10 protein-coding genes are annotated in these 13,369 nt (G+C 62.4%); 1 reads left to right on the top strand and 9 read right to left on the bottom strand.

Features of this window, described 5'->3' with window-relative positions; all coding sequences use genetic code 11:
• Positions 1-62: 62 nt before the first annotated feature.
• The 9 genes from ACE04A_RS17925 to kdgD form a co-directional block, all read right to left on the bottom strand.
• Positions 63-1,181 (bottom strand): hypothetical protein, encoded by a 1,119-nt coding sequence (locus tag ACE04A_RS17925; RefSeq protein WP_448718938.1) that lies wholly within the window; start codon positions 1,179-1,181, stop codon positions 63-65.
• On the bottom strand, positions 1,181-3,898 hold the full coding sequence (locus ACE04A_RS17920) for a T6SS effector BTH_I2691 family protein (protein ID WP_485820364.1): 2,718 nt from the start codon (positions 3,896-3,898) through the stop codon (positions 1,181-1,183). The genes ACE04A_RS17925 and ACE04A_RS17920 overlap by 1 nt, the downstream gene beginning before the upstream one ends.
• Positions 3,899-4,166: 268 nt before the next feature.
• The gene (locus ACE04A_RS17915; protein ID WP_050444906.1) at positions 4,167-4,907 is read right to left on the bottom strand and encodes an amino acid ABC transporter ATP-binding protein; all 741 of its coding nucleotides are present in this window, start codon (positions 4,905-4,907) and stop codon (positions 4,167-4,169) included.
• A 41-nt stretch (positions 4,908-4,948) separates the two neighbouring features.
• Positions 4,949-6,052, bottom strand: coding sequence for an amino acid ABC transporter permease (locus ACE04A_RS17910; protein ID WP_448718935.1), 1,104 nt, complete (start codon positions 6,050-6,052; stop codon positions 4,949-4,951).
• A 1-nt stretch (position 6,053) separates the two neighbouring features.
• Complete coding sequence (locus ACE04A_RS17905; protein ID WP_485820363.1) at positions 6,054-7,244, bottom strand: amino acid ABC transporter permease; 1,191 nt, start codon at positions 7,242-7,244, stop codon at positions 6,054-6,056.
• 3 nt (positions 7,245-7,247) lie between these two features.
• Entirely contained in the window at positions 7,248-8,456 is a 1,209-nt protein-coding gene (locus tag ACE04A_RS17900) for an aminotransferase class I/II-fold pyridoxal phosphate-dependent enzyme (protein WP_100855629.1), read from the bottom strand.
• 106 nt (positions 8,457-8,562) lie between these two features.
• Entirely contained in the window at positions 8,563-9,579 is a 1,017-nt protein-coding gene (locus ACE04A_RS17895) for an amino acid ABC transporter substrate-binding protein (RefSeq protein ID WP_050444902.1), read from the bottom strand.
• A 442-nt stretch (positions 9,580-10,021) separates the two neighbouring features.
• Positions 10,022-10,750: a FadR/GntR family transcriptional regulator gene (locus ACE04A_RS17890; RefSeq protein ID WP_259247323.1), complete on the bottom strand. Its 729-nt coding sequence runs from the start codon at positions 10,748-10,750 to the stop codon at positions 10,022-10,024.
• Positions 10,751-11,061: 311 nt separating this feature from the next.
• Positions 11,062-11,976, bottom strand: a complete 915-nt coding sequence (gene kdgD, locus ACE04A_RS17885) for a 5-dehydro-4-deoxyglucarate dehydratase (RefSeq protein WP_100855632.1) — start codon at positions 11,974-11,976, stop codon at positions 11,062-11,064.
• Positions 11,977-12,265: 289 nt separating this feature from the next.
• On the opposite strand from kdgD, the gene ACE04A_RS17880 reads away from it, so the two are divergent.
• The gene (locus ACE04A_RS17880; protein WP_485820362.1) at positions 12,266-13,249 is read left to right on the top strand and encodes a Bug family tripartite tricarboxylate transporter substrate binding protein; all 984 of its coding nucleotides are present in this window, start codon (positions 12,266-12,268) and stop codon (positions 13,247-13,249) included.
• Positions 13,250-13,369: the final 120 nt, after the last annotated feature.

The raw sequence follows: 13,369 nt of genomic DNA, 5'->3' as shown, positions 1-13,369 counted from the left end.
GTGCCGAGATGTGGTGGCGCATCGAGGGGGGAAAGCCAATAGGTGAAGCCAACAAGTGAAGGTCAGGCCTTCTTTTGGGCTCGCCATCGCAGTCTTGTGTTGAATCGCTTTGGTCGCACGGGCGGCGAACCCGGCCGCACCACCCATCGATGCGCGTTTTCCAGCAGCGCCGCACGAACCTCCGGTGGGTAGTCTTCGATAGTGGTCAACGGCGGCGTCGGCTTGCCGGGCAACCCGGCTTCCCGAATGATCCTTGGCCAACGCGGGCGCCAGCACAATAAAAGCGACACCCAATGCCCCAGCCCGATAACCACCAGGGCGGGAGATATCAATAGCATTCCGAGCCACGTCAACGGGCCGCTGTGACGCAGGTACGGACCCAGCGCCTCGAACTGCGCCGCAAACGCCGGCCAAGGCAGGGGCAGGTGCGAACTGAGACGCGGTGGGGCCACCGCGTCCAGACCGCCTTCATCCATGTAGCGCCGGATGTATTCCCATTCGGCTTTCATTTCGAATTCGCTGACGCTTTTCTTGCCGACGAAGACCATGTTGGGAAACGGAAGCGGAGAGTAGGGCGGGTACCAACCGACGACGAGGTTCACGCCGGGGACGGTATCGTGATGGATGTCGTCCCAAGGCAGCACGGCGATACCGCCGCAACTGGCTGGGCGGTGCAGATAGACCTGGCGGGTGATGCGGTTGAATCGGATAAGAAGGTGGCGGGACGTGAAGGATTCCAGGCGGGTGAAGCGGAAGAGGTATTTGAAGTAGACGTAGGGTGCACCGAGGCTACCGATCAATAAAATGATCAGAAGTATCGTGTCGTCGTAATCCCAGGTTTCCCACGTCGATAGCGAAAAAGACAAGCACATGAGGTCGATGCCGGCGATCGTCGGCAGAGAGAAGAATGCTGAGATTAGTGTGATGAAACCCCGCTTTTCTTCCATAGCGCCGCAACGCATTTCGAGGATGGTGTTGTCGCAGGCGTATACCGGTCCCCTGGATTCGGCGTGGTCAGATCGCGCGGCGCGCAATCGCGCATATTCCGCGACGAGTAGATCCTCATAGACTGGCTCCAAAGGCTTGCTGGCAAGATCGTTCGGATTCTCGTCTGCCTGTTCCTGTAGCCAGGCATCGGATTTGATGACGGAAAGCCAAACAATCCACTCCATCAGGTACATCAGATTATCTCCAGCAAGGCGCTGTACAAGTCGGCCAGCTCATTTTCCAGTTCCTTGTGCGGGCTATTGCCTTGGTAGTCGATGCCGCGATAGGTAGAGCGTTTGCACCATTTTGCTAGCGCGTCGTCATCAAAGATCGCTATAGCCACGGTGGCCGCAATTCCGATCAACGTGCTGCGCAGAAGCAGGCTACGCAACATTGCGAGGATGGCGGCTCTTCCCAGGAATGAGGACGCCCTTGCCGTCATGAGCAGGAGCGAGGTCAGTGCGTATGATTTTCCGCGCCGCTCTGCCAGGATCTTCAGCATCGGGCCGGCGGCGGCGAAAGCAATGCTGGATTGACTGCCGACCATCGCAAAGGCCGCAGCAAATCTGAGGTAGTACGCAGACGTCAACCTTTTATTTCCTTCTTGCCGTGATTTGCCTGCGTCCTTCCAGTCATACCCCATCAACACCACACCACCCACCGCCGCCAACGCGCCACCGACCAGTTTCAACTGCCCCTGAAAAATCGTCGCGCCCCGTCCAGTCACGCTGGCCGCGCTGTAATGGCCCAGCACCAACTCCGTCCCCGCCGCCAATATCTCCGTCCCGGCAGCGCCCGCAAGCAAGCCATGGGCGATCAACTCCCCCACGCCGCGTTCGTCGTTCGGCATGTCCCGCACCCGCAAGCCAATCAAGGCCGCTTCAAAAAACAACAACCAACTGCTGGCGCGTAGCTGGTAAAAGTCGCTGCGATGGGCGTCCACCAGTTCAGTGGCAAGTGCGAATCGGGTGTTCCTGCCAATTTGCGCGCGCAACTGCTTGGGATCCGCGCTTCTTCCCAGCTTGGTCAGTTCGTCGATGCGCATATCCGTGGCGCGCTTGCTGACGCTGGCGGCCAGCCAGCTTCGGGTGATGTTATGGAAATACCATTCCTTGCCGGTCGAGCCGTAGCGCAGGGATTGGCGGCCCAGGCTGGAATACCAGGCCAAAGCGCCGCCCGCCAGATTCGTTTCGCCGGTGGCGGCCAATGCCTCAAATAAGCCATTCGCTTTGTCGAATAGATCGGCCAGGTGTTGAGCCGCGACGAACCCCGCCTGAACTTGCTGGATCATCCTGTCGTTGGATAGGACGGGGTTGTGCGCTTGGCTTTGACCTTGACCGCGCGCTTCTTCCAGCGTCCGCTGCAATTCCGCTTGAATCTCTGTTTGATTCAGTGCAAAGCCGCGCATCGCCAAGTTGGCGCGTTCGGTTGGGCTGCCGGTCCACCACTTTTCGATCAGATCCGCCGTACTTTTGCACCCATCCGCGCCCAACACGCACAAGCCTGTCTGGCCCGCGAAGCGCCAGCCGCTGGCCAGATCCCTGTCGTCGTAGACGTCCAGCGCGGTCAGCAGTTGCTCGCTGGCGAGCCATCGTTCGTGATTCTTGGCGCGCTTGGCGCCGACGGCTTCAGCGGTCGCCGACACGGCGTCGAAGGTCTTCAACTCCACGTCCATGTCCGCCACGCGCACCGCTTTTCCAGGGTTTGCAGGCGACAGGTATTTGCTGTCGAATCTACGCCGGTACTCACCGCTATCCAGCTTCGCCTGCATCTTGGCGCGCAGGGTGTCTTCGAACTGAGTGATGTACTGGTCTGCTTCGTTGTCCCAGCGTTCGCGCTCGTCGTCGTTCAAGATCCAGTTGCGGCCCGCCGCCATGCCCGGGTCATAGACTCGGGCGCGCTCGATATCGATGTAGTGCTGGGCTTCCAGCGCGGCCGAGCGGGATTCGAACTGCTGCTTGACGTCGATAAACGCCTGCGCAACCAAGACCTTGCGCTGGTTCTCGATGCCTTTGTCGTCCTTCTTATCCAAGTACCGCTGCACTGCTTCATAGGCGTCGTTGCGCCAGCTATTGAGCTGCTGGGTGATCCCGATGGCGTCATGCAGCACGATCCCAAAGCCACGAGCACGGCGCGCGCTTTCCTTTAGGTCCAGGGCGACAACGTTGCGCGCGTAGCGGTTTTCAGGATTGGAATACAACTGGCTTGCCAGAACTGGCGCGGTGTTCGGCTGGTCTTGCGCGATGGCGTCGGCCAACGTGTCATTGATGATGCTGGGATCCAGCACGTCGGTTGCCCGCGAGCACGACATCATCAATCTGCGGATATCGAACGCTTGCAGTTGATTGCGCAGCGGACTGAAGCTGGATATCAAGTCCAGCATGCGTGTCGTCAAGGGGTCGGGCGTGAACAGGGCGCGAAGTTCTTCGATGTCTTCAGGAGATTTCAGGCAAAGGGTCCAGCCACCCGGGCCGCTCTCGGCCGGACCGTGCAGATCGTGAACACTGGCACGCTGTGCGTGGAGTGGCTCGCGTTCGAAGCGCTGGGGGGCATACGGAAAAACACGCTTCAGCAGGCCGCTGTCATAGGTGCGGTAGGCGCTTTCGCAGGACCAGTCGTTCCGGAAGCGTTTCGTGAACAGGTAGAGATAACCCCTGCGTATCGTGCGTACGGCATAGCGCGCGTGCTCGCCCTGTAGCGGCGGCAGTTCGGTGGCAAGGTGAGGCGGTAGCGCGGGCGCCAAGACGTCCAGGCCGGCGCCGGCGTCGGTCAGGACGGCGTAGCGCAGGGGCAGGATGGCGACTTCGCTCTTGCACGCGACCACGGGGCTGGGGCCGGCGTCGCAACGGGTTCTGTCGGCGATGCGCAGGATTTGGGGCAGCAGCGATTCCAAACTGGGTTCGATCGTCATGGCTTGCGGCGAGTAAGGGACCACCAGGAAGGCGTGAAACCCGCCATATTCCGCTTCTTGTCTGCCCGTTTCTATAGGACGGTTACGAAATCGCGCCGCCCGTCATCCCGTTCTCTATTCCTCACCACCTGCCCATCGCCTACCCATCATCTGCCCATCACCCAATTCACCGACCGCCAAACCCCCGCCCAAAAAAATGCCGTCCTTCAGGACGGCATTTCACGTTTATCCAGCACCGACGCCATTCACGCAGATGAAGCCGCGCGGCTTAATGCAGGATCTGGCTCAGGAACAGCTTGGTCCGTTCGTTTTGCGGGTTGTCGAAGAATGCGTCGGGGTCGTTCTGTTCGATGATCTCTCCGCGGTCCATGAAGATCACGCGATTGGCGACTTTGCGCGCGAAGCCCATTTCGTGGGTCACGCAGATCATCGTCATGCCGCTTTCCTGGGCCAGCGTCACCATCACGTCCAGCACTTCCTTGACCATTTCCGGGTCCAGCGCGGACGTGGGTTCGTCAAACAGCATGACCTTCGGGTTCATGCACAAAGACCGCGCAATCGCCACGCGCTGCTGCTGGCCGCCCGACAACTGGCCGGGAAATTTCCTGGCCTGATCGGGAATGCGTACGCGTTCCAGGTACTTCATCGCCGTGGCTTCGGCCTGCGCGCGTGGCTGTTTCAGTACCCACATGGGTCCCAGCGTCAGGTTTTCCAGCACGGTCAGGTGCGGGAACAGGTTGAAGTGCTGGAACACCATGCCGACTTCGCGGCGGATGGTCTCGATGTGCTTGAGGTCGTTGGTGAGCTCGGTGCCGTCGACGATGATCTGCCCTTGCTGGTGTTCTTCCAGCCGATTGATGCAGCGGATCATCGTGGACTTGCCCGAGCCGGACGGGCCGCACACCACGATGCGCTCGCCGGGCGCCACGTCCAGGTTGATGTTGCGCAGCACGTGGAACTGGCCGTACCACTTGTTCACGCCGTGCAATCGAATAATGGAATCCGACATGCTGGGTCTCCGTAAGGTTTACCGGTTGGGTCGCGGCGCAATCAGCGCGCGTGCCCGGTGGCCAGGCGCTTTTCTAGCGCCTGACTGTATTTGGACATGGAATAGCAAAAGACGAAGTAGATCAGCGAGATGAAGAGATAGGCCTCCACCCCGAAGCCCCGCCATGCCGCGTCGGACAAGGCTGCCTTGGCGGCCAGCGTCAAATCGAAAATGCCGATGATGACAACCAGCGACGTGTCCTTGAACAGGCTGATGAAAATGCCGACCAAGGGCGGTATCACAATCTTCAGCGCTTGCGGCAGGATGATCTTGCGCATCTGTTGCCAGTAATTCAGACCCAGCGAATCCGCGCCTTCATACTGGCCTTTCGGAATCGCCTGCAAGCCGCCGCGCACCGTTTCGGCGATATAGGCCGCGGCGAACAGGATGATGGCGATCTGCGCCCGCAGCAGCTTGTCGATGGTGAAGCCTTCGGGCAGGAACAAGGGCAGCATCACCGACGACATGAACAACAGGCTGATCAGCGGCACGCCACGGATCAGCTCGATGTACACGACGCACAGCGCCTTGATGGCGGGCATTTTCGAACGCCGGCCCAACGCCAGCATTACGCCGATGGGGAAGGCGAAGGCAATGCCGAACGTGGCCAATATCAAAGTCAGCGGCAGGCCGCCCCAGCGCGAGTTCTCGACGTACGTCAGCCCGAACACGCCGCCCCACATCAGCAGCGCAACCGCCGTCAGGCCCACGACCCAGATGACGGCCAGCTTGCCGTTCCAGAAGCGTCGCATGCCGCTGCACGCGATGACGCCGACCAGGAGCAGCGTCGCGATCAGTGGCCGCCATTGTTCATCGAAAGGATAGGTGCCGAACAGGATCAGCCGGTGCTTTTCAACGATGAACGCCCAGCACGCGCCGCCGACCGACGCGCGGCATTCCGTGGCGTCGGTCGCGGTGAAGTTGGCTTTCAGGAAAGCCCATTCCACCAGCGCCGGCAACGAAATCAAGAGAAACCACGCCAGCAGCACCGTGATCAGAATATTCAGCGGCGACGAAAACAGGCGGGACCGTACCCATGCCCACGCGCCCACCTGGGTGCTGGGCGGGGGCAGGGCTTCGGTGAAGGAGTGCGTAGTGCTGCTCATCTCAACGCTCCACCAGCGCGATGCGCTTGTTGTACCAATTCATGAATATTGAAATCGACAGGCTGACCGTCAGATACGCGCCCATGATGATGAGGATGCCCTCAATGGCCTGGCCGGTCTGGTTCAGCGTGGTGTTCACCACCGAGACGATGTCCGGATAGCCGATGGCGACCGCCAGCGAACTGTTCTTCAGCAGGTTCAAGTACTGGCTGGTCATGGGCGGGATGATGACGCGCAAGGCTTGCGGCAGCACAACCAGGCGCAGCACTTTCGCGCGCGGCAGGCCCAGCGAACCGGCGGCTTCCCACTGGCCGTTGTTGACCGCCTGGATGCCCGAGCGCACCACTTCGGCGATGAACGCCGAGGTGTAGACGGTCAGGCCCAGGAACAGGGCGACAAACTCCGGCGACAGCGTCAGCCCGCCGACAAAGTTGAAGCCTTTCAAGGCCGGCATGTCCAGCGTCAGCGATGCGCCGCCGGCCAGCCAGCCCACGAACGGCAAGCCGATCAACAGGCCGATAGCCGCGCGGCCCAGCGGAAACACGCGGCCCGTGGCTTCCTGGCGCTTCGTGCCCCAATGGCCAAGGAACAGGATGGCGACGATGGCCAGCGCCAGTCCGCCCAGCACCCAGTCCAGCGACGCGCCTTCCAGCCCGGGCACTTTCAGGCCTCGGTTGGAAATGAACACGCCCGGCATGGGGTTGTGCGCCTGGCGCGGGCCGGGCATGTTTTCGGTGATCAGCGCATACCAGAAGAACAGTTGCAACAAGAGCGGCACGTTGCGCATCACCTCGACGTACACCGAGGTGATTTTCTTCACTAGCCAGTTCTTCGACAAGCGGCCAACGCCGATGAAGACGCCCAGGATGGTCGCCGCGACCAAGGCCAGCAGGCCCACGCGCAGCGTGTTCAGCACGCCCACGGAAATGGCGCGGCCATAGGTGTCGGCGGGGCCGTAGGCGATCACGGATTCGCCAATGGCAAAGCCCGCTTCGCGGTTCAGAAAGCCGAAGCCCGTGGCGATGTTGCGCATCGACAGGTTGTGCAGCGTGTTGTGCACCAGGAACCAGACGCCTGCCCCGACCAGCGTCAGGGCCAGCACCTGGTAGACCAGCGCTCGCGTGGCGGGGTCGTTCCAGGACACCCCGTGCGCGGGCCGCGGCCCCGGGGATTGCGTGGTGTTCTTGGCCACGACTTAGCCCGCCATCAAGACTTTGACGGCCGCTTCCAGGCGGTCCATGCCTTGTTCGATGACTTCGGTGGACGTCGCGAACGAGAAACGCACGTAGGGCGACAAGCCGTACGAACCGCCGTCAATCACCGCCACGCCGGCTTCGCGCAGGAAGAACAGGCTGACGTCCAGGTCGGTTTTCAGTTCCCCGGCCGGGCCGGTGCGGCCGATCAGGCCCTGCACATTGGCATACACATAGAAGGCGCCGTCGGGCATCGCGCATGAAATGCCGGGAATGGCGTTCAGGCGGCGCACGATCAGGTCGCGGCGGGCTTGGAAGATGTCGACCATCTGGGTGACGCTGGATTGGTCGCCTTCCAGGGCGGCTTGCGCGGCCACTTGCGAGATGGCGCTGGGGCAAGACGTGCTTTGCGACATGACGGTGCTCATCGCCTTGATCAGGTCGGCCGGCCCCGCGCCATAACCGACGCGCCAGCCCGTCATGGCGTACGACTTGGACATGCCGTTGACGATCAGCGTGCGTTCGATCAAGCGCGGCTCCACCTGCACGGGCGAGGCATGTGCCTGGCCGTTGTAGCAAAAGGGCGCATAGATTTCGTCGCTAAGAATCCAGACCTGCGGATGGCGCAGCAACACGTCGGTCAGGGCGTGCAGTTCCGCGGCGCTGTACACGGCGCCGCTGGGATTGCTGGGGGAATTCAGGATCAACCAGCGCGTGCGCGGGGTGATGGCGGCTTCCAGCGTGGCGGCGTCCAGCTTGAAACCTTGCGATTCCGGGCCGGTCACGACCACGGGCTTGCCTTCGTTTAACAGCACCATGTCCGGGTACGAGACCCAGTACGGCGCGCAGACGATGACTTCATCGCCGGGTTCCAGGCTGGCCGTCAGCGCGGCGCCGATGATCTGCTTGGCGCCCGCGCCCACGGTGATCTGGTCCATGCCGTAGGTCACGCCCAAGCTCAGTTCCAGGCTGTTGGCGATGGCGCGGCGCAGGCCGACGGTGCCGTTCGGGCTGGTGTAGCGGATGTCGCCGCTGGCGATGGCGTCCTGGCCAGCGCGCGCGATGTGGGCGGGCGTGGGCATGTCGGGCTCGCCGAGCGTGAAGTCGGCGATCTCGCGACCCTGGCGGCGCAATTCGTCGACGACGATCTTGGCGGCCATGCTGGGCGAGGGTTTGATCTGTTTCAGGCGGGCGTTGACGATGCTGTTCATGGTTGCAACGTAAAAGAGGCAAACGGGGCCGTGCGGTGGCCGGGCTTGCGGGTAAAGAGAAAAGCGGCTTCGCGTGGAAGGCGAAGCCGCACACGGGTGCGGGCGCTTAGCGCACCGGCCAGCCGTACATCAGGCCGCCCTGGGTCCACTGCTTGTTCAGGCCGCGTTCCAGCTTCAGCGGGCTGTCCTTGCCCATGGCGCGGTCATAGCTTTCGCCGTAGTTGCCCACCTGCTTGATGATGTTGTAGGCCCACTTGTCGTCCAGCCCCAGGTTCTTGCCCATGCCCGGCGTCACGCCCAGGATGCGTTGCACGTTGGGGTTCGTGCTCTTCAACATGTCATCCACGTTCTTGGACGTGATGCCGTATTCCTCGGCTTCCAGCATGGCGTTCAGCGACCAGCGCACCACGTTGAACCATTGCTCGTCGCCTTGGCGGACCATCGGGCCCAAGGGTTCCTTGGACAGGTTTTCCGTCAGGATTTCCCAGTCTTCCGGCTTGGCCAGGCGGGTGCGCATGTTGGCGGCGGTGTTGGACTTGTCGTTGGTGTAGGCGTCGCAACGCCCCGTTTCCAGCAGGCGGAAGTTTTCGTCGTAGTTCTCGACCAGCACCGGCTTGAACGTCAGGCCGCGGCTGCGGAAGTAGTCGGCCAGGTTCAGTTCGGTGGTGGTGCCGGGCTGCACGCAGATCGTCGCGCCGTCCAGTTCCTTGACGCTTTTCACGTTCATGGATTTCTTGACGATCAGGCCTTGCGCGTCATAGAAGTTCACGCCCACGCCGATCAGGCCCAACGTGGTGTCGCGGGTCAGCGTCTGCGTGGTGTTGCGCGACAGCATGTCGATTTCGCCGGACTGCAAGGCGGTGAACTTGGCTTGCGCGGTCAACACATTGCCCTTGACCTTGGAGGCGTCGCCGAACATGGCGGCGGCCACGGCGCGGCACATATCCACGTCCAGGCCCGTCCATTCGCCCTTGCTGTCCAACACCGAGAAGCCGGGGATGCCGGCAAAGCCGCACTGCAAGAAACCCTTTTTCTTGACGGCATCGAACGTCACGCCGGCTTGCGCGCCAGAGGCGGCGCACAGCAAAGTCGCCGCAACGGCGGTGGTCAGAAACTTACGCATGGAGAATGCTCCTGGGGAGGGGGTCGAAAACGCTTGGGATAAGCGGGGGAAAGCGGAAACCGTCCGTACAGGCGCAGCCGATCGCCGGCCGGGGCCGGGCGGTGGCGCGCGAGAGCGGAGAGGAAAGGGAAGCGGGCCCGGAACGGGCGCGGTGTGACCGGACTACGCGGTCAGGGGGTATGCCGATGGATACGCGTCGTGTAGCGCTGGAACGTCGTGCGTAGGGAAAGGATCGGACTCATCGGCGGTACTTGTACAACGTGGGTCATAACGAGGGTCATGCTTGGCGGGGCGGGCAGGGCCGGCAAACCGGCGTCGTTCCCGACCGCTAAGTCATAGGACGTATGATGGCAGTGGTCATACAAGCTAGCAAGTAAGGGGATTCCCGTAATTGCCGTGCCGGCGGTGACATTACCGGCACGGTTTCACCTGGCAAAACGGCTTACTGCGCGGGGCCTTGCGACAGCAGTTTGCGGTAGCGCGCGATGCTGTCGCCCAGATGGCGAGCCATGGCGGCGCGCGCGGCGCCGGGGTCGCGGCGCATGATGGCGGTCAGGATGGCTTCGTGCTCGCGCACGTTGCGGGTTTCGTAGGTTTCCAATTCTTCGGGCGTCTTGCCGCCGTGCTTGATGTTCAAGTCCAGCATGACGTCGCGCACGGCGGCGCGCAGCAGCGCCGGAAAGTGCGGGTTGTTGGACGCCTTGGCTATGGACAGGTGGAATTCGTAGTCGGCCTTGACGGCGGCTTCCATGTCGCGCGTGGCGCGGTTGAAGGCGTCGAACGCTTCGACGATGCCGCTTAGGTCGGACGCGCTGCGGCGCTCGGCCGCCAGCCCACAGGCTTCGACTTCAAGCCCCGCGCGCAGCTCCATGATGTGCAGCGCCCAGCGCGGATCGGTGGCGGGTTCGATCACGAAGTCGATGGGCTTTTCGCGGTCTTCGGTAACGAACACGCCGATGCCGGGCTTGCTGACCAGCCGGCCGCTCAGGCGCATCGACGCGACCGCTTCGCGGATGACCGTGCGGCTGACGTTGAATTCGTCGCACAGCGCGTGTTCCGACGGCAGCTTGTCGCCGGCGCGATAGGTGCGGGCATCCAGGCGCTTGTTCAGTTCCTGGATGACCACGTCTGTCAGGCGCGAACGCTGGCGGGGCCGGGCGGGAGTTTCCATCGTCTCTCTTATAGGGGGTAGGGCAGTTGTTGCGGGCCATGAGCCCGCGTCCGGAGCCGCAAGTGTACGCTTTCGGACACTGCGGCCGGGCGTCCAACGGGGCGATAAAGCGCGGTTCCGGCGGTGATGCCGCGCTGGCGCGCCCGTCTAGACAGCATCCAAAAACAGCATCCTGTATGACAACATACAGGCGAGGCAAACGGCAATGCGGGTTTGCGCCCAATGAGTAAGCAAAAAACGGCAAGCAAAAAAAACGCCCTCGAATCCGAGGGCGTTCTTGTCAGCCAGTGGCTGGTTTTTCACCTTGGTGTTTACTGGGGCCCGAGCTTCTTGATCAGCGCGTTGAGCATTTCCAGCTCTTCGCCGGTCAGATCGGTCAGCGGCGCGCGCACGGGGCCGGCGTCATGTCCGACGAGCTTGGCGCCAGCCTTGACGATGCTGACGGCGTAGCCGGCCTTGCGGTTGCGGATTTCCAGGTAGGGCAGGAAGAAATCATCCAGCAAGCGGTTGGTGGTGTCGGAGTCACCGGCGGCGATGGCGCGGTAGAACTCCATGGCGGTCTTGGGCACGAAGTTGAAGACGGCCGAGGAATACACCGGCACGCCCAGCGCGCGGTAGGCGGCGGCATAGACTTCGGCGGTGGGCAGGCCACCCAGGTACGAAAAGCGGTCGCCCATTTTGCGGCGGATGCGGACCATGGCTTCGATGTCGCCAATGCCGTCCTTGAAGCCGACCAGGTTGGGGCAGCGTTCGGCCAGTTGGGCCAGGCTGTCGGCCGACAGGCGCGACTGCGCGCGGTTGTAGACGATGACACCGATCTTGACCGACTTGCAGACCTGTTCAACGTAGGCGGCGATGCCGTCCTGCGACGCTTCGGTCAGGTAGTGGGGCAGCAGCAGGATGCCCTTGGCGCCCTGGCGCTCGGCTTCTTGTGCGTAGGCGATGGCGGTGCGGGTGGGGCCGCCCGCGCCGGCCAGGATGGGCACTTTGCCGGCGCAGGTTTGCACGGCGGTGCGGACGACGTCTGAATATTCCTGGGGCGCCAAGGAAAAGAACTCGCCCGTACCGCCGGCGGCGAACAGCGCGGTGGCGCCATACGGGGCCAGCCATTCCAGGCGTGCGGCGTAGGTCTTGGGGTTGAAGTCGCCGTTCTGGTCAAAGTCAGTCACGGGGAAGGAGAGCAAGCCTTCCGATACGATTTCCTTGAGTTCCTGGGGAGTCGTCATGCCGTCATCCAATAAAAAGTAAGTAAGAAAAAGCGAGCTGGGCGACGGTCAGGCCGTCTACCGGGAAGAGATGTCGGTCATCGTACAACATGAATTTGCGTCAGGCAATAGGTCTTTTGCGCTTGCGCATTGTCGGTGGTGAATCGCAACATCGAACGCATGGAAAATCCGGAATTTCCCTAGATTGAAAAGCGAATATTCCTCGCAGTATTCTCCGTTTCCGATAAGTTGTACGACAACGTACAAGAAAAAGATGACCTGTCCCTCAGGTCCCATCAGGAGACAAACTTTGAAGGCATTTCCCTTGTTCCGCCGCACCCTGGCCGTGCTGGCCTTGACCACCCTGGGCACCGCCGCCCACGCCGCGGACGACTGGCCGGCCGCCAAACCGATCACCCTGGTGGTGCCGTTCGCGGCGGGTGGCACGTCCGACATCCTGGGCCGGATGATCGCGCAGGAACTGGGCGCCAGCCTGAGCCAGACCGTGCTGGTGGAAAACAAGGGGGGGGCGGGCGGCGTGCTGGGCGCCGACGCGGTCGCGCGCGCCAAGCCGGACGGCTACACGCTGCTGCTGGGCACCATTGCCACGCACGCGATCAACCCGGCGCTGTTGCCCGGCATCAACTACAACGCCGCCCGCGACTTTGCGCCGGTGATCTTGCTGGGCAGCATCTCGAACGTGCTGCTGGTGGGCGCGAACCAGCCTTATAAGACGGTGCAAGACGTGGTGGCGGCGGCCAAGGCCAACCCGGACACCATCGCTTTTGGGTCGGCGGGCCAGGGCACGTCGCAGCATCTGTCGGGCGAAGTGTTCAAGCAATTGACCGGCGCGCATCTCACGCACGTGCCGTACCGGGGCAGCGCACCGGCCATCCAGGACCTGATCGGCGGCCAGATCCCAAGCTCTTTTGAAACCGCGCTGGTGGCCTTGCCTTATGTGAAGAGCGGGAAGGTGCGCGCGCTGGCCGTCACGTCGGCCAAGCGCACCGAGGTCATGCCCGACGTGCCGACGATGCAGGAAGCGGGCGTGGCCGGTTTTGACGTCAGCAGTTGGCAGGCCATCTACGCGCCCGCCAATACGCCGCCGGCGGTGGTGGACCGCCTGAACAAGGCGATCGCAGCCATCATCGCCAAACCCGAGGTGAACACGAAGATGAAGGGCCTGGGCCTGGCGTATACGCCAAACACGCCCGCCGAGTTCACCGCGTTCCAAACGGGCGAACAGGCGAAGTGGGCGAAGATCATCGCCGACGGCAAGTTGCGGCCCCAGTAAAGGGATGGGCCAAACCCGGGGACCCAAACCCTGGGGGCCACACCGGAAGACCAAGCGGCGGGCGACGTCTTGGGTCGGTCGGGCGGCGAGGCGGGGCGGCGGGAAAAATTCCGGTAGGAT

It is taken from the genome of Achromobacter colocynthidis, from assembly GCF_057334535.1.
This window is presented reverse-complemented; position numbering and strand designations above follow the sequence as displayed.